We start from the raw sequence: 22,160 nt of genomic DNA, 5'->3' as shown, positions 1-22,160 counted from the left end.
GGGGGGCTCCCGACGGCTGCTCGGGGGACGTGGCGCCGCGTCTCGCCCGGCGTCCGGTCGCTCGGACCATTGGCTCGCTCCCCATTCCCCTCGCGGCTGCGCTCATGCACTCCGTACCGACCCCGGAACGATAGGCGCTCTCCCGTTCGAGTTGGAAATCTGCCTATAGTGCAGCGGCATCCGGCCCACCGCGCCGTCAGTCAGCCGACCGAGGCCCCGAGGATTCGAGCAGTATGACCCAACAGACCGCCACGCCCAGCCATCGGAACAGCGGGCGGCGCGGGGTGCGTCCGCCCAGGTCACGCGGCCGCCGCGTCATGAAGATCGTCCTGGTGGTGTTCGTCCTGCTGCTGCTCGGAGCGGCAGGCACCGGCTGGTGGGCGTACAACCACCTCAACAAGAACATCGCCAGCGTCGACCTGAACCAGACGATCGGTGCCGACAACCGGCCCGCGAAGGTCCCGGAGAGCGGGCAGAACATCCTGGTGCTCGGCTCCGACTCGCGCGACGGCGCCAACGGTGAACTCGATCACGGCGACGTCAGCGGCCAGCGCTCGGACACCAACATGCTGGTGCACATACCCGAGGGCCGTAAGAAGGCCACCGCGATCAGCATCCCCCGCGACACCCTCGTGACCCGGCCGGAGTGCAAGGACAAGAACGGCAAGTCGATCGCGGGCGCGAACCGCGTCATGATCAACAGCGTCATCGGGACCGGTGGCCCCGCCTGTGTCGTCAAGACCGTGGAGACGATGTCGGGCATCCGCGTCGACCACCTGGTGAAGGTGGAGTTCGCCGGCTTCAAGGAGCTCGTGGACGCGCTCGGCGGTGTGGACGTCACTCTCGACAAGCCCATCAAGGGCGGCCTGAACCTCGACGCCGGCACGCACCGCCTGAACGGCACGGACTCGCTCAAGTTCGTTCGCACCCGCCACGGTTACGGCGACGGCAGCGACCTCGGACGCATTGACCTCCAGCAGAAGTTCATGATCGCGATGCTGTCGGAGATCAAGAAGCAGGACGTCCTCAGCAGCCCGGCCCGGCTCTACAAGCTCGCCGACGCCGGCACCAAGGCACTGACCACGGACTCCGAACTCGACTCCCTCAAGGGCCTGTCGGACTTCGCCCAGAGCATGAAGGGCGTGGATCCGGAGACCATGGAGACGATCATGCTGCCGGTCGCCTACGACAAGGTCGACAGGAACCGCGTCATCGCAGCCGAGCCGCAGTCCGGCCAGCTGTGGGAGGCCCTGCGCAACGACCGCCCGATCCCGGCCGCGGCCAAGAAGTCCCCCGCCACGGGCGGCTGACCGCCGCCGCCCCCGGCTCGTGCATCGATGAGCCCCGGCCCCCGTGGGGGGTCGGGGCTCAAGCCTTCCCGTCTACGAACCGCCGCCGCCCAGCGCCGCGCGCCAGTTCCCGCTCGCGTGCCACTGCCCCGGCGGGTACTCGAACCGCACCTCCCCGAGGAGGACGAATCCCGCCGCGCGGCACACCGCGTTGGAGGCCGGGTGGTCGACGGACGGAAAGGCGTGCACGTGGCGGCGGGTGCCGTGGACGCCCGCGTGGGCGACGAGGGCCCGGGCCGCGCGGGCCGCGAGCCCGCGGCCCTGGAACTCGGGGAGGATGCTCCAGCCGGTCTCGTAGACCTCCTCGCCCTGCCAGTCCCGCTCCCAGAAGCCGATGCTGCCCACGCTCTCCCCCTCGGCGACGACCCGGAACATCCGCCCGGCCCCCGGCTCCCGCGCGCTCAGCGCCAGGTAGCGCCGGTGGCGGTCCTGGAGCCTGGCCTCGGTCTCCGGACCGCCCAGGTGCTCCGTCATGGCCGGCTCGTTCTTGCGCAGCAGCAGCCAGTAGTCGTCTTCCGTCCAGGGTTCCAGTCCCACGGTGATCTCCATGGCCTCACCGTAGGACGTGCTCAGCGCCCTTCCCGCGCCGGGTTCGCCGTCATGCCCTCGCCCCGGCCCAGGCGGCTGTGCTGCTTTCCGTAGAAGAAGTAGACGACGAAGCCGATGACCATCCAGATCCCGAACCGCAGCCAGGTCTCGGCCGGCAGGTTCAGCATCAGCCAGACCGACGCGGCGATCGACACGATCGGCACGAAGGGCACCCACGGGGTGCGGAAGGACCGGTGCAGGTCGGGGCGGGTGCGGCGCAGGACCATCACGCCGAGCGCGACGACCACGAAGGCGAAGAGCGTGCCGATGTTCACCAGGGTCGCCAGCTCGTTGATGCTGGTGAACCCGGCGACGACCGCGATGATGCCGCCGAGCAGGATCGTCGGGCGGTAGGGCGTACGGAACTTCGGGTGGGTCCGCGAGAAGAAGCGCGGCAGCAGCCCGTCGCGGCTCATCGCGAAGAACACCCGGGTCTGGCCGAGCAGCAGGATCATGCAGACCGTGGTCAGGCCCACGGCGGCGCCGAAGCTGATGATGCCTCCGTAGACCGGATGGCCGGCGGATTTGAAGGCGTCGGCCAGCGGGGCGCTGACGGAGAGCTCCTTGTAGTTCTGCATGCCGGTCACCACGATCGAGACCGCCACGTAGAGCACGGTGCAGATGATCAGCGAGCCGAGGATGCCGCGCGGCATGTCCCGCTGCGGCAGCTTGGTCTCCTCGGCGGCGGTGGCCACCACGTCGAAGCCGATGAAGGCGAAGAAGACCACGGAGGCGGCGGTGAAGATGCCCATGACGCCGAAGTTGGTGGGCTCGTAGCCGAAGAGGAGCTGGACGAGGGGGGCGTCCAGTCCGGAGCCGCCCGTCTGGGGTTCGGCCGGCGGGATGAACGGCGTGTAGTTGGACTTCGTGATGAAGAACAGGCCCGCGATGATCACGACGAGCACCACCGTGACCTTGATCGCCACGACCACCGCGGTGATCCGCGCGGACAGCTTCACCCCGACGACCAGGATCACGGTGAGGACCAGGACCAGGACGAAGGCGAGCAGGTCGAAGGTGCCGCCCGGAACGTCGGGTCCCTGGAGCGAGGCGGGCAGGTGGACCCCGGCGTTGTCCATGAGCGAGCGGACGTACCCCGACCAGCCGACGGCCACGACCGCGGTGCCGAGTGCGAACTCCAGCACGAGGTCCCAGCCGATGATCCAGGCGGGCAGCTCGCCGATCGAGGCGTACGAAAAGGTGTACGCGGATCCGGCCACCGGCACGGTCGAGGCGAACTCGGCGTAGCACAGGGCGGCGAGCGCGCACACGATGCCGGCGGCGACGAACGCGAGGGCGGTGGCGGGGCCGGCGGTCTCCTTGGCGACCTTGCCCGTGAGGACGAAGATGCCGGTGCCGATGATCACGCCGACGCCGAAGACGGTCAGGTCCCAGGAGGAGAGCGACTTCTTGAGCGCGTGTTCCGGCTCTTCCGTGTCGAGGATCGACTGCTCGACAGACTTCGTACGGAAGGGACCGTTCAGGTTCCTGCTCACCGACGCACCTCCGCAGGGCAGACCGCATCGAAACGAAACGGGCCGGAAGGCCCACCCTCCCAGGGTGAACCTCCCGGCCCGTGACGTGCAACCGCAGATGATCAGTCGACGGTGGCGGCCGGCTCGCTGTCGTAGCGCCCGTCCAGCTTGGCCACCAGGCCGGTGACCTGCCGCGCGATGTCCGGGGCGGTCAGACCGATCTCGGCCATGACCTCCTTGCGCGTCGCGTGGTCCAGGAAGCGCTGCGGAATGCCGAAGTCACGCAGCGGTACGTCGACCCCCGCGTCCCGCAGTGCCTGCGCGACGGCGGAGCCCACACCGCCGCTGCGGCTGTTGTCCTCGACGGTCACGACCACGCGGTGGCGGTCGGCGAGCGGGGCCAGGGCCTCGTCCACCGGCTTGACCCAGCGGGGGTCGACCACGGTCGTGGAGATCCCCTGCTTGTCGAGCAGATCCGCGATCTCCAGGCACATGGGGGCCAGCGCGCCGACCGAGACGAGCAGTACGTCCGGCCGGGTGACCTCGTCGGCCGGACGGCGCAGCACGTCCATGCCGCCGATCCGCCCGACGGCCGGGACGGCCGGGCCGACGACGCCCTTGGAGAAGCGCACCACGGTCGGCGCGTCCTTGACCAGGACGGCCTCGTTGAGCTGGGCGCGCAGCTGCTCCGCGTCGCGCGGGGCGGCCAGGCGCAGGCCCGGGACCACCTGGAGGATGGACATGTCCCACATGCCGTTGTGGGAGGCGCCGTCGGTGCCGGTGACACCGGCGCGGTCCAGGACGAAGGTGACCCCGCACTTGTGCAGGGCGACGTCCATCAGGACCTGGTCGAAGGCGCGGTTGAGGAAGGTCGCGTACACCGCGAAGACCGGGTGGGCGCCGCCGGAGGCCAGGCCCGCCGCCGAGGTGGCACCGTGCTGCTCGGCGATGCCGACGTCGAAGATCCGGTCCGGGTAGGCGTCGGCGAACTTCTTCAGGCCGACGGGCTGGAGCATGGCCGCGGTGATCGCGACGATGTCCTTGCGCTCCCTGCCGAGCTTGACCATCTCGTCGGCGAAGACGGAGGTCCAGCTGGCGGCGTCGGTGGAGACCGGCAGGCCGGTGTCCGGGTGGATCACGCCGACCGCGTGGAAACGGTCCGCCTCGTCCTGGACGGCCGGCTCGTAGCCCCGGCCCTTCTGGGTGAGGCAGTGCACGATGACCGGGCCGCTGAAGCGCTTGGCGCGCTGCAGGGCCGACTCCAGGGCCTCGATGTCGTGGCCGTCGATGGGGCCGATGTACTTCAGGCCCAGGTCCTCGAACATGCCCTGCGGGGCGATGAAGTCCTTGAGGCCCTTCTTGGCCCCGTGCAGGGTCTCGTAGAGGGGCTTCCCGACGACCGGGGTGCGCTCCAGGAGGTCCTTGCCGCGGGCCAGGAAGCGCTCGTAGCCGTCCGTGGTGCGCAGGGTCGCCAAGTGGTTCGCGAGGCCGCCGATGGTGGGGCCGTACGAGCGCTCGTTGTCGTTGACGACGATCACCAGGGGGCGGTCCTTGGCGGCGGCGATGTTGTTCAGCGCCTCCCAGGCCATGCCGCCCGTGAGGGCCCCGTCGCCGATCACCGCGGCGACGTGGTGGTCCTCCTTGCCGAGCACCTCGTTGGCCTTCGCGAAGCCGTCGGCCCAGCCGAGCACGGTGGACGCGTGCGAGTTCTCGATCACGTCGTGCTCGGACTCGGCGCGCGAGGGGTAGCCCGACAGGCCGCCCTTGGTGCGCAGGCCGCCGAAGTCCTGGCGGCCGGTGAGCAGCTTGTGCACGTAGGCCTGGTGGCCGGTGTCGAAGAGGACCTTGTCCTTGGGCGAGTCGAAGACCCTGTGCAGAGCGATCGTCAGCTCTACGACACCGAGGTTGGGGCCGAGGTGCCCGCCGGTCTTGGAGACGGCGTCGACGAGGAAGGTCCTGATCTCGGCGGCGAGCCGCTCGAGCTCCTCCTGGCTGAGCCGGTCCAGATCGCGCGGTCCCTTGATGCGGGTCAGCAGCACCCGTGCCTCCTTGCAGTCGCTTGCTGGTCTGCCGAGTCTAATGTTCGCTGCTTGGGCGACAGTGAAGCGCGGTCCCGGTCAGGTCACACCTTTGTCATACCTGTACACATCAGCACGGAGTCACACCCCCCAAACGGGGCTATACCCGCACATGTGTACGGACATGCCTACGCACAGGTGCCCGGCGCCACACGAAGTGGCACCGGGCACTGTGACGGTTCTTACCGCCGCGTCTCACCGCCGCGGCACGCTCCGTGCACGCCGGTCAGGCGCGCCCGGCCGTCTTCTGCGTCTTGCGGGTGACCGAGTCGATCACCACGGTGGCCAGGAGGACCGCGCCGGTGATCATGTACTGGATCGGCGTCGCGATTCCCTCCAGTGCCAGACCGTACTGGATGGAGGTGATGACCATGACGCCGAGGAGGGCGTTCCAGGTCCGGCCGCGGCCGCCGAAGAGGCTGGTGCCGCCGATGACGGCCGCCGCGATCACGTTCATCAGCAGGTCGCCGGCGCCGGCGCTCTGGTTGGCCGCCGCGATCTTGGAGGCCCAGAAGAGGCCACCGATCGCCGCGAAGGTGCCGGCGATCGCGAAGACCGTGATCCGGACCCGGTTGACGTTGATGCCGGCGCGCCGGGAGGCCTCGACGCTGCCGCCGAGGGCGAAGACCTGGCGGCCGAAGGTGGTGCGCCGCAGGACGAAGTCCGTGGCGACCAGGGCCAGCACGAAGAGCACGACCGCCAGCGGCAGGCCCTTGTACTGGTTGAACACCACGGCCGGGCCGAAGGTGAACACGGCGAGGAGCCCGGTGCGCAGCAGGAGCTCGCCCAGCGGCCGGGAGGGGACCCCCGCGGCGGCGCGGCGCCGGTTGTCGGAGTACGTGGCGAGGAAATAGCCCACCACGGCGAGGGCGGCGAGCCCGTAACCGACGGCCACGTCCGAGAAGAAGTACGTGGTCAGCTGCCCGACCACGCCCTCGGAGTCGAGGTTGATCGTGCCGTTGCTGCCGAGGATCTGGAGCATGGCGCCGGACCAGAAGAGCAGGCCCGACAGGGTGACGGCGAAGGCCGGGGCGCCGATCTTGGCGAAGAAGAAGCCGTGGAGGGAGCCGATCAGGGCGCCTCCGACGATCGCCGCGAGGATGGACAGCCACTCGTTGACGCCGTGGGTGACCGACAGGACGGCCACGATGGCGCCGGAGACTCCGCTGACCGAGCCGACCGAGAGGTCGATCTCGCCGAGCAGCAGGACGAAGATGATGCCGACCGCCATCATGCCGGTGGCCGTCATCGTGATCGCGATGTTGGTGAGGTTCTCGGGGCCGAGGAAGTTCGAGTTCAGCCCCTGGAAGATGCTCCAGATGATGATCAGGCCCAGGACGACGGGCACGGAGCCCAGGTCGCCCGCCTTGAGCTTGCGGCCGAACTCGTTCACGTACCCGGCGAAACCCTGCTCGCGTACGAGCAGGCGGGGGTCCACGGCCGGGATGGCGTCGTGGGCGGCGGCCGGATTGACGGGGTCTATGTGCTGGGTGCTCACTTGCGGGCCTCCCCGGTGCGGGCCGCCCGGCGGGTCACGGCGTTGTCCGTGGCACCGGTGATGGCGGAGATGATCTCTTCCTGCGACGTGTCCTTCACGGAGAAGACGCCGTTGTTGCGGCCCAGCCGCAGGACGGCCACCTTGTCGGCCACGGCCTTCACATCGGCCATGTTGTGGCTGATGAGGATGACGGCGTGACCGCGCTCGCGCAGCCGCTCGACGAGGTCGAGCACCTGTGCGGTCTGCTCGACGCCGAGGGCGGCGGTGGGCTCGTCGAGGATCACGAGCTGGGGCTCGCCCAGCATGGAGCGGGCGATCGCCACGGTCTGGCGCTGGCCGCCGGAGAGCGAGGCGATGGGGATGCGGACGCTGGGTATCCGGATGGACAGGGTGGTCAGGAGCTCGCGTGCGCGCCGCTCCATCTCCACCTCGTCGAGGATGCCGCGGCGCTTGAGCTCGCGTCCCAGGAAGAGGTTGCCGACGACGTCGATGTTGTCGCACAGCGCGAGGTCCTGGTAGACCGTCGCGATGCCCAGGTTCTGGGCGTCGTGGGGCTTGGTGATCGAGACCGGACGGCCCTGCCACTCGATGACTCCGTCATCGATGGGGTGCACGCCGGCGATCGTCTTGACCAGCGTGGACTTACCGGCGCCGTTGTCGCCGACGAGGGCGACCACCTCGCCGGAGTGGATCTCGAGTTCTACGTCGGTGAGGGCCTGAACGGCGCCGAACCGCTTCGAGACCCCGCGCAACGCCAGTACGGGCGCAGCGGACACATGAACCATCTCCTTGCCGCCTGACCGGCGGGGATGTCGTGCAAAAGAGCAGGACCACGGGGGATTTGAGTGAAACGAAGGTGCTTGAGAGAAACGTTTCTGTCCGGCGCCCCGCCGGTGGCGGGATGGAGGCGGGAGCGCCGGACAGGCATGGGGGCCGCTCGGCGGACCGAGCGGCGGGGGCCCTACTTCAGGCCGGCGGTGGCGCAGGCCGCCGCGTACTTGTCGGTGCAGATCTCGTCGACCGAGTAGACGTTGTCACGGATGACGGTGTCCTTGACGTTCGCCTTGGTCAGCGAGACGACCGGGATCAGCAGGGACGGGACGCCCTTGGTGGTGGGGCTGTCGACCTTGGCCGTGGCGGTGGTGGCGATCGACTCGCCCTGGGCGAGGGCGACGGCCATCTTCGCGGCGGCCTCGGCCTCGGGGGCGTACGGCTTGTAGACGCTCATGAACTGCTCGCCCGCGACGATCCGCTGCACACCCGCGAGTTCGGCGTCCTGGCCGGTGACCGGGGGCAGGGGGTTGACGCCGGCCGCCTTGAGGGCGGTGATGATGCCGCCGGCCATGCCGTCGTTGGCGGAGTAGACGCCGATGACCTTGTCCTTGCCGAGCGCCGAGAGGGCGGCCGCCATGTTGGTGTTGGCGTTCTCCGGCTTCCACTCGACGGTGTCGTACTCCTTGCCGACGTTCACCTGGCCGTCGAGGACGGAGTGCGCGCCCTTCTTGAACAGCGCGGCGTTCGGGTCGGTGACCGAGCCGTTCATCATGACGATCTGGCCGTCCTTGGCCTTGGTGCCCAGAGCCTCCAGGAGCGCCTTGCCCTGGACCTTGCCGACCTCTTCGTTGTCGAAGGAGGTGTAGGCGTCGATCGGGCCCTCGGCGAGGCGGTCGTAGGCCACGACCGGGATGCCGGCCTCCTTGGCCTTCTTGACCGAGCCGGCGATGGCCTTGGAGTCCACCGCGTCGATGATCAGGACGTTCACCTTGTTGGTGATCATCGTGTCGACCTGCGAGTTCTGCGTGGTCGCGTCCTGCTTCGCGTTGGCGTAGACGACCTCGCCCTTGCCCGCGGTGAGGTCCTTGACCGCCTTCTCGATGAGCGGCTTGTCGAACTTCTCGTAACGCGCGGTCTGGTTCTCCGGCAGGAGCAGCCCGACCTTGACCGCGCCGCCCTTGACGGCTCCGGAGGCGTTGTCCTTCTTGTCCCCGGACTCCTTCGCGCTGCCACAAGCGGCGAGCGAGACGGCCATGGTGCCGGCGGCGACGGCGACGGCAACTCTGCGCATACGCGTGTTCATTACTTGAACCTCCCTGACGAGGCCGCAGCACTGCGGCCGAGGTGGATGTGAGTCAACCCCGGCCGCAAGTTTGCCGTCAAGGAGTGAATCCTTAACGAGATGACAACGGTGCCATCCGTTATCTAACTGAAGACATGACGGCGGGAGCTCGCACCCCACTCCCATTTTCCGCCAAAAGCGTCGAATCGCCCATCTCACTCAGTACGAGGGCCAGCGCTCCCAGCACCTCGGCCCGCCCGCCCAGGGACCCCGTGAGCACCGACAGTTGCCGGGCGGCACTGGGGATCGCGTACCTCCCCACGGATTCACGGATGGGGGCCAGGACCAGTTCACCGGCGTCCGCGAGCGAGCCGCCCAGGACCACCCGGCTCGGGTTCAGGAGGTTGCACAGACTGGCCACCCCGCTGCCGATGTGGCGGCCCACGTCCGTGATGACCCGGCGGCAGCCGGGGTCCCCGTCACGGGCCAGCTCCACCACCCGCTCCATCGTCAACTCCGGTCCGTGACTGCTCTGCAGGAGCGGCAGCACGTACCGGGCCGCGGCGAAGGTCTCCAGGCAGCCGCGGTTGCCGCAGCGGCAGACCGGGCCCGATTCGTCCAGCGTGATGTGCCCGATCTCGCCGGCCGTGCCGCCGGGTCCGCGGTAGATCTGCCCGTTGATCACGAGACCGGCGCCCACACCGCTCGCCACCTTGATGTACGCCAGGTCCTTGACCCCGCGCCCGCTCCCCCAGACCAGCTCCCCCAGCGCCCCGAGGTTCGCGTCGTTGTCCACGTAGACGGGTACGCCCAGGCGCTGCGAGAGCTCGCGCCGCGGGTTGATCCCGGCCCACCCCGGCAGGATCGCGGTGGACCCCAGGGTGCCGGATTCCAGGTCGATGGGGCCCGGCACGCCGAGCCCGACCCCGATGACCTTGTCCCGGCCGATCCCGATACCCTCGACGAGCCGTCCCACCAGGGATTCCGCCCGGTCGAAACCGTCGACCCAGGAGGCGTCCACGTCCAGCGGCTCGGACTCCTCGGCCAGCACCTGGTGGGCCAGGTTCCCCACGGCCACCCTCAGGTGGGTGTGGCCGAAGTCGACGCCGATCACGATGCCGGCGTCACCGCTGAGCGAGACGCTGCGGGCCCGCCTGCCCCCGGCGGAGGTGTCCGTGACCTCGACGGTCCCGGCCTCCTTGAGCTCCCGGACGATGTTCGAGACCGTGGCCGCCGACAGTCCGGTGCTCCGGGCGATCTCCGCCTGGGTCAGCGAACCGGCGAGCCGCACCGCCCGTACGACGCGCTCCAGGTTGGCTCGATGCAGCGAAGACTGCGATCCGGGAGTCTGCACGACTCATCCACTCCTGCCCATAAGCAACGGCAAGCCGTCGCCCCCCGGCCGGGGCCGTCAGCGGCTGCGCGCTCCGGCTGACACGAGACCCCGGCGTCTCTCCAACTTGTGAACCTTAAGTCGAGCCTTTGCGCCTCGTGACGTCAAGAGGCCGCCTCAGCACGAATCGGCCACTACCGGTCATAAGTATGAGAGAAACCTCCATCCTGATCGTGCTACGGTCGCCGTGGCGCTGGTCTTCAGGACCTTCCACGGCCTTCACGGCCGGGTCCGGGCGCCCTCTGTACGTGAAGCGCGACGCGAGGAGGTGTTCGGGATGAGTCCCGATCGAAGTCCTTGCAGCGCTCTCTTCGGCTGAGCTCCCTGAGCGGCCGGTCTCTCTTCGAGTGTGCACGCCCGCGGCCCCGAGCCGCCTCCGTGCGTTTCTGCATTCATCTTCGCCACCCCGGTAACCCCTTCCGCACGTCCTGACGTCTCCGTCGGGCGCGCGTCATCCATGCCCACCGGCGTGCCCCGCGGCCGTACGCGCCGCCTCGCGCCGACCCATGATCACTCCACGTGACCGTGCGGCTCCGTGCTGCCCGGACACCGTGGAGGGAGGTTTTCGTCATGACCATGCTCACCCCCCGTACCCCCACGAAGCTCGCACCGCCGGGCCGGGCCCGCCGCGAGCGCAAGGCCGCCGAGCTGGAGGCCCGCACCCGGACCGTCGGCGAGCGGCTCGCCGGGATCAGCGCCCGCCCGGCCGTCCAGGTCCTCCAGGACGTGGACGCCTCCCGCAACGGCCTCACCCACGACGAGGCCGCGCTGCGCCTCGAGCGCCACGGCGCGAACGCCGTCGCCCAGGAGCGCGCGCCCCTGTGGTTCGTCCAGCTGGCGAAGGCGTACTGGAACCCCTTCATCGGGGTCCTCGTCTTCCTCGCCTGCCTCATCCACTGGCAGGACCCCGAGTCGCCGAGCGTCATCATCCTCTCGGTCATGATCACGGTCAGCGGACTGCTGCGCTTCTGGCAGGAGTACCGCTCGGGCCGTGCCGCCGACGCCCTGAAGCAACTCGTCACCACCACCTGCGCGGTGCAGCGCCGGGCCGGCAGCGGCTCGGGGCCCACCACCTTCGAGATCCCGATGGACCGGGTCGTCCCCGGTGACGTGGTCAAGCTGGCCGCCGGCGACCTGATCCCGGCCGATCTGCGCCTGATCACCTCCAAGGACCTGATGGTCAGCCAGGCCGCCCTGTCGGGCGAGTCCCTGCCCGTCGCCAAGGCCGACACCCGCACGGACGACCTGGGCCAGTGCGAGACCTCCGATCCCGTCGAGGCCGACAACATCTGCCTGATGGGCACCTCGGTGACCTCCGGGACCGCGACCGGAGTCGTCGTCGCCACCGGGGCCGGCACCTACTTCGGCTCGATGGCCGGCTCCCTGGTCGGCGAACGCCCGGAGACGAACTTCGACACCGGCGTGCGCAAGGTCAGCTTCCTGCTGATCCGCTTCATGCTCGTCATGGTCCCGGTGGTGTTCGTCCTCAACGGCGTCACCAAGGGCGACTGGAACGAGGCCCTGCTCTTCGGCATCGCCGTCGCGGTCGGCCTGACCCCCGAGATGCTGCCGATGGTGGTCTCGGCCAACCTGGCCCGCGGCGCCGTCGCGATGTCCAAGCGCAAGGTCGTCGTCAAGCGGCTCAACGCGATCCAGAACCTGGGCGCCATGGACGTGCTCTGCACGGACAAGACCGGCACCCTCACCGAGGACCGCATCGTCCTGGACCGCTACCTCGACGTGCACGGCGACGAGGACAACGAGGTCCTGGAGTACGGGTACCTCAACTCGCACTTCCAGACCGGCCTGAAGAACCTGATGGACCAGGCGGTCATCGACCGCGTGGGCGAGGCCGAGGAGGTTGTCGTCGATGCCCGTTTCTCGATGGTCGACGAGATCCCCTTCGACTTCGCCCGCCGCCGGATGTCCGTGATCCTGAACCGCAACAGCCTCCTGAACGGGTCGGGCCGCGCCGAGCACGTCATGATCACCAAGGGCGCGGTCGAGGAAGTCCTGGACCTCTGCACCCACATGACGGACCGCGGGCGCAAGGTCGAGCTGACCGAGCAGCTGCGGTGGCACGTCGGCCGCATCGCCGAGGACAACAACCGCCAGGGCCTGCGGGTCCTCGCCGTCGCGACCCGCACGATCGACTCGCCGCGCGACACCTACACCGTCGCCGACGAGGACCGGCTGACCCTGGTCGGATTCCTCGCCTTCCTCGACCCGCCGAAGGCCGACGCCGCCCGGGCCCTGCAGGGCCTGGCCGACAAGGGCATCGCGGTCAAGGTGATCACCGGCGACAACGAGCTCGTCGCCGCCCGCGTCTGCGCCGACGTCGGCCTCACCGTCGGCCACGTGGTCGGCGGCGCCGAGACCGACCCCCTCGACGACGCGCAGCTGCGCGCGCTGGCCGCCCGTACGACGGTCTTCGCCAAGGTGAACCCGGTCCAGAAGGCCCGCATCGTGCGGGCCCTGCAGGCCGACGGCCACACGGTCGGATTCCTCGGGGACGGCATCAACGACGCGGCGGCGCTGCGCGACGCGGACGTCGGCATCTCGGTGGACACCGCCGTGGACATCGCCAAGGAGTCCGCCGACATCATCCTGCTGGAGAAGGACCTGACCGTTCTGGAACAGGGCGTGGTCCAGGGCCGGACCACCTTCGGCAACACGATCAAGTACATCAAGATGACGGCCAGTTCCAACTTCGGCAACGTCTTCTCGGTGCTGGTGGCGAGCGCCTTCATCCCCTTCCAGCCGATGATGGCGATCATGCTGCTGGTCCAGAACCTGGTCTACGACATCTCCCAGCTGGCCACGCCCTGGGACCGGATGGACGAGGAGTACCTGCGCAAGCCCCGCAACTGGGACGCCAAGGGCATCGGCCGCTTCATGGTCTGCATCGGCCCGATCAGCTCCGTCTTCGACATCACGATGTTCGTGGTCATGTGGCACGTGTTCGGCGCCAACAGCAAGGAGCACGAGGCGCTCTTCCAGTCCGGCTGGTTCATCGAGGGCCTGCTCTCGCAGACCCTGATCGTCCACATGATCCGTACCCGCAGGATCCCCTTCATCCAGTCCCGCGCGTCCTGGCCGGTGATGGTGATGACCGTCCTCGGTGTCCTGACGGGGCTGTTCCTGCCCTTCTCGCCGCTGGCCCCCTCGCTGGGCTTCGTGGCCCTGCCGGCGAGCTACTTCCCGTGGCTGATCGGCGTCCTGCTGGCGTACTGCACGCTCACGCAGCTGCTCAAGACCGTGTACATCCGCAGGTTCGGCACCTGGCTCTGAGGGCCGGCGGACAGGAAAGAGGGGAGAAGGCCGATGATGCTCACCGAATGGGAGATGGCCGGGCACCTGGTCGCGGCGCTCGGATTCGGGTCGGCCATCGGCCTGGAACGGCAGTGGCGGGCCCGGATGGCGGGCCTGCGGACCAATGCCCTGGTGGCGGGCGGAGCCGCGCTGTTCGTGCTGCTCTCGCAGTACGGGTTCATGAGCGAGGTCTCGCAGGTCCAGTACGACGGCTCGCGGGTCGCCGCCCAGATCGTCTCGGGGATCGGCTTCCTGGGCGCCGGCGTGATCATGCGCGACGGGCTGAGCGTGCGGGGCCTGAACACGGCCGCCACCCTGTGGTGTTCGGCGGCCGTGGGCTGCCTGGCGGGCACCGGGATGTTCGTCCTGGCGGCCTGCGGCACGGTGGGCGTGGTGGGGGCGAACCTCCTGCTGCGCCCGCTGGGCCGGCGGATGGACCGCGAGCCGGGGGGCGGGGCCGAGGTCGCCACCGACTTCCACTTCGAGGCCGTGTGCCTGGAGGCGGAGGAGGCCCACATCCGCCACCGGCTGGTCGACGCGCTGGGCCGGCCGGGCTACCAGCTGCGCTCGATCCGCAGCCAGGACGGCCCGGAGGCCGGCCTGGTGACGGTGTCGGCGTTGCTGACCGCCGAGGGCGAGGGGGGCCGGATGCTCGAGGAAGCCGTCAGCAACCTCTCTCTCGACCCCTCCGTCTCGGCGGTCAGCTGGTCGGTGGTTCCCGACCCCTCCGCCGGCGCTACTTGAGCGTGGCGGACGTCAGTCCGGCCTGGATCTGCCGCTGGAAGGACAGGTAGACCACCAGCATCGGGATCATCGCGATGGTCACACCGGCGAACAGCACCGGCAGGTCCGTCTCGTATCCCATCTGGTACTGCAGCTGGATCAGGCCCTGGGTGAGCATGTAGCGCTCGGGGTCCGAGCCGGTCTGCGGCTGCATCAGCACGGAGGGCAGGATGTACTGGTTCCACTGGCCCAGGACATTGAATATCCCGACGCTGATCAGGCCGGGCTTGGCCATCGGCATCATCACCTGGAAGAAGATCCGGGTGTGCGAGGCCCCGTCGATCACCGCCGCCTCGTGCACGGCCGTCGGCAGCGTCCGGAAGAACGAGTGCATGAAGAAGACGGTGAACGGCATGGAGTACGCCACGTAGACCAGGATCAGGCCCTGGAAGGTGTTGAGCATGTCCAGCCGCTTCACCATGAAGAACAGCGGGACGAGCGCCAGGAAGACCGGGAACATGGCCCCGCTGACGAAGAAGTAGTAGATCGGCCGGTTCCCCCGGAAGGGGTAGCGGGCCAGGACGTACGCGGCCATCGAGCCGAGCAGCATCGTCAGCGGGACCGAGAACACCATCACGATCAGCGTGTTGGCGAAGTAGTCCCCGATGCCCTTGTTCCAGGCGCGGGGGAAGGCGTCGAAGTGCCAGTTGGCCGGCCAGCTCAGGGCCGATTCGCCGATCTGCACATCGGTCTTGAACGAACCGAGCACCAGCCAGACGAGGGGCAGGATGATCAATATCGCCCACACGGCGAGGAACCCGTGCGAGAAGACGTTGAGCACCATGCCGTCGGAACCGCTCTTGTTCTTCCCGCGGGGGTGCCCGGTGGCGGCGGAGCGCTTCTTCTCGGCTGCCGCCTCGCCCGGTGCTTTGACAACTGTGGTCATCGTGGTCTCCCGCTAGAACTCGACGTGCTCGCGGCGAGTGGCCCGCAGCGTGATGGCGGAGAGGATCAGGGTGAGGACGAGCATCACGACCCCCATGGCGCAGGCGTAGCCGGCCTTGCCGAAGTAGAGGAAGTTACGCATCAGCACCGTCGCCATGACCTCGCTGTGGTGGTCCGGTCCGCCGCCGAACTGGCCCGAGGTCATGGTCGACACGAGGACGAACATGTCCATCGCGGCGATGCCCAGATAGACCGCGGAAGTCTGTACAGAATCCCACAGGAGAGGCAGCGTGACCTTGAAGAAGGTCTGGGCGCGCTTCGCGCCGTCGAGCAGCGCGGCTTCGTAGATGTCCTTGGGGACCGACTGCATGGCGGCCGAGAAGAGGACGAGGTAGAAGCCGACCCCGTGCCAGACCACGACGAGCAGCATGCACCAGAGGACGAAGCTGGGCTCGTTGAGCCATTCGATGGGGTGGGCCGGGTCGACCAGGCCCAGTTTGGTGAGGAATCCATTCAGCAGCCCTCCCTCGTCGCTGCGGTACACGGCTCCGAAGAGCACCGCGAGGATGGCGAGGGAGAGGACCTGCGGGAAGAAGTAGATCACCTTGTACAGGGCGGAGCCCGCCACACCCTGGACCCCGCCGGCTCCGCCGCGCCCGCCGGCGTTCAGCATGAAGGCGAAGAACAGGGAGATCAGGATGGTGATCGTCGGGACGAACACCAGGAGCAGCAGATTGTGCAGCAGTGCGCCGCGGAAGACCTCGTCCTTCAGCAGGGCCGAGTAGTTGTCCAGCCCGACGAAGTCGAAGGTCGGTGACTGACCCGTCCAGTTGGTGAAGGAATAGCCGAACGTCTGAATGTACGGCCAGATGACAAAGGTCAGGTACAACGCGAGGGGCAGGATGAGGAAGCCGGCGATGAAGCCGCCCCGCCCCTTGCTGTTCGCTACGTGGCTCATGGTGTCCGTCCCTGATGTTTCCGGGTGCCCGGTGGACGCGGTGTCAGCTGCGCTTGTTGTTCTTGGCGTTCGGGTCCTTCGTGGCCTTGTCTACCGCAGCCTGGGCCCGCTTGATCCATTCCTTGGGCTGGATGCGCTTGGCCATCAGCTCATTGGACGCGTTCTCGAGCTCCGTGCCCATCTCGCTGTACCAGTCCGCGTAGCGGTAGTTGAAGGTGTTGTCCCCGGCCGCCTTGAGGGCGGTGACGGCCGACTGGGTGCCCGGGCGGAGCTTGACCGCCGGGTCCACGCCGTCCTTGAGGACCGTGAGGGAGTTGGCCTGCTGGGCGAACAGGGTCGACCACTCGCGGGACAGCATCGAGCGGAGGAACTCCAGGCCGCCGGGCTTGTTGGCCGCCTTCTCCGGGACGATGAAGGGCTCGCCGGCACCGGCGCGGATGGCCTCGAAGGGCAGCTTCGAGCCGGGCAGCACCGGCATCGGCAGGAACTGCATGTCGAAGTCTTCCGGGGTCTGCTTGAGCTGCTCGTTCTCCAGCCAGGAGCCGGAGGTGATGAAGGCGGCCTTGCCCTGGTTCCACTGGGTCTGGGACTCGGTGTGCGTCAGGCCGTTGGTACCCGGCATCAGCAGGTCCTTCTCGACGATCTCGTAGATCGCCTCGACGGCCTCCAGCGCCACCGGGTTGTTCGCGAAGGCGTTCGGCTCCAGGTTGTCGATCGCCTTCATGGCATCCAGGCCGCCCTTCTTGGCGATCAGGTCCATGATGGCGACGTTGATGTAGTACGGGTACTTGCCCTGGTGGGCCAGACCGCCGATGCCGGCCGCCTTGGCCTTCTGACAGATGTCCATGAACTCGGGCCAGGTCTTCGGCGCGGTCCAGCCCTTCTCCTTGAAGAGCTTGCCCGAGTACCACAGGCCCCAGACGGTGTAGACGTACTGCAGGGCGACGAACTTGCCGCCGATCATGCCGCCTTCGATGGTCCCGGGCATCAGCGTGTCCCGGACCTTCTTGGACGGGTCGTCGAGCGACGGGGCGTCGAGCACCACGGTGAGGTCGGCGAGCTGGTTGCCCTTGGCGAGCACGTCCAGCTTGATCTGCTGGGCGCCGGAGTCGTCGACGACGTCCGGCGGGTTGCCGCCGTTGAAGCGCGGCTGCAGCTTGGAGGTGATCTCCTGGGTGGAGAGGTGCGAGGAAGTGGTGCCCCACTTCTTGTCGAACGCAGCTTCCCAGGCCTTGGCGTAGTCGTCGCCGTAACCGCCCTTGAAGACGACCACGTCGAGCTTGCCGCCCTTGGCGACGCCGAACGGGTTCTCCTTGGTGACGGCCACCTTGGACCCGTTGCCCTTGGTCGTCTCGTCGGAGCCGGAGGCGCAGGCGGACAGGAAGCTCATCGTCGGAACCGCGATGAGGCCGAGTGCCGCGGAGCGCTTGATCAGGTCCCGGCGGCCGAAGCCCTCACCGTTGCTGTTCTCGCCGTGGGCGGAGGTGGATCCCATGCTCAAGTCCTCGCCTTCGTCAGGAGTGTGAAGGAGGACGGAAAGTGCGACTGCTGCCGCCCAGCGGACATCACCGCAGGTCCCCGCCATCCCCCCGTCCGGAGCCGCTCGTTTCGCGGTGACCCGGACGGGCACAGGTATAGTCCACTTCCGCTCCTGTGAGCAAGATCATGTACCGGTATCGTCCCCGGCTTTTCCGAGTTGAGACCTCACCGTCACCTGACCTGGACCGTCGGAGCCGCCCGCAGAAACGGAAGGGCCGTACCCCCTTAACGGAGGTACGGCCCTTTGGTGCCGGTATGCGCTATGTGCTCAGTGCTCAGCCGCGGATGAGGTTGCGGAGCACGTACTGCATGATGCCGCCGTTGCGGTAGTAGTCCGCCTCGCCCGGGGTGTCGATGCGGACGACCGCGTCGAACTCCACGCCGGTGCCGGTGGTCACCTTGACCGTGCGCGGGGTGGTGCCGTTGTTCAGCTCCTCCACACCGGTGAAGGAGAAGGTCTCCTCGCCGGTGAGGCCCAGCGAGGCCGCCGTGACGCCCTCGGGGTACTGCAGGGGCAGGACGCCCATGCCGATCAGGTTGGAGCGGTGGATGCGCTCGTAGGACTCGGCGATGACGGCCTTGACGCCGAGCAGCGCGGTGCCCTTGGCCGCCCAGTCGCGCGAAGAGCCGGAGCCGTACTCCTTGCCCGCCAGGATGACCAGCGGGATGCCGGCGGCCTGGTAGTTCTGCGAGGCGTCGTAGATGAAGGCGACCGGGGCGCCCTCGACGGTGAAGTCGCGGGTGAAGCCGCCCTCGGTGCCCGCCGCGATCTGGTTGCGGAGGCGAATGTTGGCGAACGTACCGCGGATCATGACCTCGTGGTTGCCGCGGCGGGAACCGTACGAGTTGAAGTCGCGGCGCTCGACGCCGTGCTCCGTGAGGTACTTGCCGGCCGGGGTGTCGGCCTTGATGGCGCCGGCCGGGGAGATGTGGTCGGTGGTGACCGAGTCGCCCAGCTTGGCCAGCACACGGGCGCCGGCGATGTCGGAGACCGGGGTGGTCTCCATCGTCATGCCCTCGAAGTAGGGGGGCTTGCGCACGTAGGTGGACTGCGGGTCCCACTCGAAGGTGTTGCCCGTCGGGATGGACAGCGCCTGCCACTGGGCGTCGCCCGCGAAGACGTCCTGGTAGGACTTGCTGAACATGTCTTCGCCGATCGCGTTCGCGACGACGTCGTTGACCTCGGCCTCGGTGGGCCAGATGTCCTTCAGGAAGACCGGCTTGCCCTCGGAGTCGGTCGCGATGGCGTCCCGGGTGATGTCCACCTTCATGGAGCCCGCGATGGCGTACGCGACGACCAGCGGCGGGGAGGCCAGGTAGTTCATCTTGACGTCGGGGTTGATGCGGCCCTCGAAGTTGCGGTTGCCCGAGAGGACCGAGGTGACCGCGAGGTCGGCGTCGTTGATCGCCTTGGAGATCTCCTCCTCCAGCGGACCCGAGTTGCCGATGCAGGTGGTGCAGCCGTACCCGACGAGGTTGAAGCCCATCTTGTCGAGGTACGGGGTCAGGCCGGCCTTGTCGAAGTAGTCGGTGACGACCTTCGAGCCCGGGGCCAGGGTGGTCTTGACCCACGGCTTGCGGGTCAGGCCCTTCTCGACGGCCTTCTTCGCCACGAGCGCCGCGGCGACCATGACGTAGGGGTTCGAGGTGTTGGTGCACGAGGTGATCGCGGCGACGGTGACGGCGCCGTGGTCGATCTCGAAGGAGGTGCCGTCGGCCAGGGTCACCGGGGTGGGCTTGGTGGGCACACCGTTGGACGTGGCCGGGGAGTCGGACGCCGGGAAGGACTCCTTGCCGGACTCCTCGTCGTCGTTGACGTAGTTGCGCACGTCCTGCGCGAACTGCTGCGAGGCGTTCGCGAGGATGATGCGGTCCTGCGGGCGCTTGGGGCCGGCGATGGAGGGGACGACCGTGGAGAGGTCGAGCTCCAGCTTCTCGGAGAAGTCCGGCTCGGCGGCCGGGTCCAGCCACAGGCCCTGGGCCTTGGCGTAGGCCTCGACGAGCGCGACCTGCTGGGCGTCGCGGCCGGTCAGGCGCAGGTACTTCAGGGTCTCGCCGTCGATCGGGAAGATGGCGGCGGTGGAACCGAACTCCGGCGACATGTTGCCGATGGTGGCGCGGTTCGCCAGCGAGGTGGCGGCGACGCCCTCACCGTAGAACTCGACGAACTTGCCGACGACGCCGTGCTTGCGCAGCATCTCGGTGATCGTGAGCACCAGGTCGGTGGCGGTGGTGCCGGCCGGCAGCTCGCCGGTCAGCTTGAAGCCCACGACGCGCGGGATCAGCATGGAGACCGGCTGGCCGAGCATCGCGGCCTCGGCCTCGATGCCGCCGACGCCCCAGCCCAGCACGCCCAGGCCGTTGACCATGGTGGTGTGCGAGTCGGTGCCGACGAGGGTGTCGGGGTACGCCTGGCCGTTGCGGACCATGACCGTGCGGGCCAGGTGCTCGATGTTGACCTGGTGGACGATGCCGGTGCCCGGGGGGACGACCTTGAAGTCGTCGAAGGCGGTCTGGCCCCAGCGCAGGAACTGGTAGCGCTCCTTGTTGCGGCCGTACTCCAGCTCCACGTTCTGGGCGAACGCGTCGGCCGTGCCGAACTTGTCGGCGATGACCGAGTGGTCGATGACCATCTCGGCGGGCGAGAGCGGGTTGATCTTCGCCGGGTCGCCGCCGAGGGCCTTCACGGCCTCGCGCATGGTGGCGAGGTCCACGACGCAGGGGACGCCGGTGAAGTCCTGCATGATCACGCGGGCCGGCGTGAACTGGATCTCCTCGCTGGGCTGGGCCTGCGAGTCCCAGTTTCCGAGCGACCGGATGTGGTCGGCGGTGATGTTCGCGCCGTCCTCGGTACGGAGCAGGTTCTCCAGCAGGACCTTCAGGCTGTAGGGAAGGCGGGCGGAGCCCTCGACCTTGTCCAGCTTGAAGATCTCGTACGACTCGTCGCCCACCTGCAGCGTGCTGCGGGCGTCGAAGCTGTTCGCCGACACGACAGTCTCCTTCATGCATGAATTCGCGCGTATTGCCGCAATCCTGCCGCGAGGCACTCTGGCCTTTCCGCTAAGGTGAGGCTAAGTTAGGTAACCCTTACCAGCGGGGCGGCTGCGGCACGTCCGGGGCAGATATCTCGATGTCGAGATAACTCTAGTACATGCCAGGGGGGCGGGACGAGGCACGCACCCTCAGCCCCGCCGGAACGACGCGTCGCCCGGGGGACGGCGCATGTCCGGATTCGATGAGCTTGACCAGGGACGAAACCGCCGTTTCGGCGATCCGCTCCGGATCGAAGGTGACGGTGGTCACGGAAGGTTCGTTCTCGGCGTACGCCGGATCCTCGCTGGCGCAGACCAGCAGCAGGCCCCCGTCCCCCGGTCCTCCGTCCGGTTCTGTGCCCGCAGCGCCGCCGGGTATGCGGATCCCGTGGCGGGCGGCGGCGGCCAGCACCTGCCGGCCCCCCGGGTCGTACACGCAGTACACCGCGTCGGGCCGGTCCGGCCCCGCGAAAGCCGGGTCGAAGGCGTGCCCCGGCTCGTCATCGGGGGCGAAGGGGATCACGAGCGGAGTCCGGCCCCGCTCGGCGCACCAGTGTTCATAGGCTGACGTGACGGCCCCCGTGTAGAACTCCCGGCCGTAGCCCGCGTGCAGTGCGATCCGCCGGGCGCCGGAGGCCGTCAGGTGGTCGAGCACCTCGTGGGTGGTGGCGGTGTGGTCGTTGTCCACCCACACGTCGTCCGGCCGCGGATCGGCCGGGGGCCCGTCGAAGACCACCGGGAGCCCACGCGCCCGCAGGGCGCGCAGCACCGGGTCGTCGGCCGGACTGTCGAGCAGCAGCATCCCGTCCACCGCCAGGGTGTGCCACAGCGGCTCGGCGCCGCGGTCGGCGGGCAGCGTGGTCAGGGCGTAGCCGTGGGAGTGCGCCGCCGAGGTGGCGGCGATGAGCAGCCGGGCGTAGTAGGCGATCCCCGCGAAGTCCCAGGCGAAGCCGGCGTACGTGGTCACCGCGATGCCCAGGCTGCGGTTGTGCGGGCCGCGCCGGCCTCCGTAGCCGAGGGCGCCGGCGACCTCGCGCACCCGGCGGCGGGTGGACTCGCCGAGGCGGCCGGTGCCGTTGAGCGCGTGGGAGACGGTCGCGGTGGAGACCTCGGCGGCGCGGGCGATGTCGGCGAGGGTCGGACCGGGGACCGGCGGGGGCGGGGGCAGGGGCATCGGGACGTGGCCGAATGCGTGCAGGGGGTCGGGCACGGCG

At 68.7% G+C, this 22,160-nt stretch carries 15 protein-coding genes; 3 read left to right on the top strand and 12 right to left on the bottom strand.

Annotated elements, in window-relative coordinates; genetic code table 11:
- Positions 1 to 233: 233 nt before the first annotated feature.
- Complete coding sequence (locus tag ACWCP2_RS30905) at positions 234 to 1,310, top strand: LCP family protein (protein ID WP_450911860.1); 1,077 nt, start codon at positions 234 to 236, stop codon at positions 1,308 to 1,310.
- Between the two features lie 72 nt (positions 1,311 to 1,382).
- Here the strand turns inward: ACWCP2_RS30905 and ACWCP2_RS30900 are convergent, their stop codons facing one another.
- The 7 genes from ACWCP2_RS30900 to ACWCP2_RS30870 form a co-directional block, all read right to left on the bottom strand.
- Positions 1,383 to 1,898 (bottom strand): GNAT family N-acetyltransferase, encoded by a 516-nt coding sequence (locus tag ACWCP2_RS30900; protein WP_450911859.1) that lies wholly within the window; start codon positions 1,896 to 1,898, stop codon positions 1,383 to 1,385.
- A 20-nt stretch (positions 1,899 to 1,918) separates the two neighbouring features.
- On the bottom strand, positions 1,919 to 3,433 hold the full coding sequence (locus ACWCP2_RS30895; protein ID WP_450911858.1) for an amino acid permease: 1,515 nt from the start codon (positions 3,431 to 3,433) through the stop codon (positions 1,919 to 1,921).
- 101 nt (positions 3,434 to 3,534) lie between these two features.
- The gene (gene dxs / locus ACWCP2_RS30890; protein ID WP_450911857.1) at positions 3,535 to 5,451 is read right to left on the bottom strand and encodes a 1-deoxy-D-xylulose-5-phosphate synthase; all 1,917 of its coding nucleotides are present in this window, start codon (positions 5,449 to 5,451) and stop codon (positions 3,535 to 3,537) included.
- Positions 5,452 to 5,716: 265 nt separating this feature from the next.
- On the bottom strand, positions 5,717 to 6,988 hold the full coding sequence (locus ACWCP2_RS30885) for a sugar ABC transporter permease (protein WP_450911856.1): 1,272 nt from the start codon (positions 6,986 to 6,988) through the stop codon (positions 5,717 to 5,719).
- Entirely contained in the window at positions 6,985 to 7,773 is a 789-nt protein-coding gene (locus ACWCP2_RS30880) for an ATP-binding cassette domain-containing protein (protein ID WP_267752825.1), read from the bottom strand. Before ACWCP2_RS30880 ends, ACWCP2_RS30885 begins: the two co-directional genes overlap by 4 nt.
- A 176-nt stretch (positions 7,774 to 7,949) precedes the next feature.
- The gene (locus ACWCP2_RS30875) at positions 7,950 to 9,065 is read right to left on the bottom strand and encodes a substrate-binding domain-containing protein (protein ID WP_450911855.1); all 1,116 of its coding nucleotides are present in this window, start codon (positions 9,063 to 9,065) and stop codon (positions 7,950 to 7,952) included.
- A 118-nt stretch (positions 9,066 to 9,183) separates the two neighbouring features.
- Positions 9,184 to 10,398, bottom strand: coding sequence for an ROK family transcriptional regulator (locus tag ACWCP2_RS30870; RefSeq protein WP_450911854.1), 1,215 nt, complete (start codon positions 10,396 to 10,398; stop codon positions 9,184 to 9,186).
- Between the two features lie 609 nt (positions 10,399 to 11,007).
- Between ACWCP2_RS30870 and mgtA the strand changes: the two genes are divergently transcribed.
- Together mgtA and ACWCP2_RS30860 are read left to right on the top strand one after the other, a co-directional pair.
- The gene (gene mgtA, locus ACWCP2_RS30865) at positions 11,008 to 13,728 is read left to right on the top strand and encodes a magnesium-translocating P-type ATPase (RefSeq protein ID WP_450911853.1); all 2,721 of its coding nucleotides are present in this window, start codon (positions 11,008 to 11,010) and stop codon (positions 13,726 to 13,728) included.
- 33 nt (positions 13,729 to 13,761) lie between these two features.
- Entirely contained in the window at positions 13,762 to 14,493 is a 732-nt protein-coding gene (locus tag ACWCP2_RS30860) for an MgtC/SapB family protein (RefSeq protein ID WP_450911852.1), read from the top strand.
- On the opposite strand, the gene ACWCP2_RS30855 is transcribed toward ACWCP2_RS30860, so the two are convergent.
- The 5 genes from ACWCP2_RS30855 to ACWCP2_RS30835 form a co-directional block, all read right to left on the bottom strand.
- A complete protein-coding gene (locus ACWCP2_RS30855) occupies positions 14,486 to 15,418 on the bottom strand; it encodes a carbohydrate ABC transporter permease (protein ID WP_450911851.1) in 933 nt (310 codons plus the stop codon). The genes ACWCP2_RS30860 and ACWCP2_RS30855 overlap by 8 nt on opposite strands.
- A gap of 12 nt (positions 15,419 to 15,430) precedes the next feature.
- On the bottom strand, positions 15,431 to 16,375 hold the full coding sequence (locus tag ACWCP2_RS30850; protein WP_450911850.1) for a carbohydrate ABC transporter permease: 945 nt from the start codon (positions 16,373 to 16,375) through the stop codon (positions 15,431 to 15,433).
- Between the two features lie 43 nt (positions 16,376 to 16,418).
- On the bottom strand, positions 16,419 to 17,870 hold the full coding sequence (ngcE, locus tag ACWCP2_RS30845; protein ID WP_450911849.1) for an N-acetylglucosamine/diacetylchitobiose ABC transporter substrate-binding protein: 1,452 nt from the start codon (positions 17,868 to 17,870) through the stop codon (positions 16,419 to 16,421).
- A 319-nt stretch (positions 17,871 to 18,189) separates the two neighbouring features.
- A complete protein-coding gene (gene acnA / locus ACWCP2_RS30840) occupies positions 18,190 to 20,904 on the bottom strand; it encodes an aconitate hydratase AcnA (RefSeq protein ID WP_450911848.1) in 2,715 nt (904 codons plus the stop codon).
- A gap of 154 nt (positions 20,905 to 21,058) precedes the next feature.
- Entirely contained in the window at positions 21,059 to 22,156 is a 1,098-nt protein-coding gene (locus ACWCP2_RS30835) for a LacI family DNA-binding transcriptional regulator (protein ID WP_450911847.1), read from the bottom strand.
- Positions 22,157 to 22,160 lie beyond the last annotated feature (4 nt).

Source organism: Streptomyces sp. NPDC002104, assembly GCF_053593795.1.
Note: the sequence above shows the minus strand (reverse complement) of the source record. Positions and strands in the feature narration are given on the sequence as shown.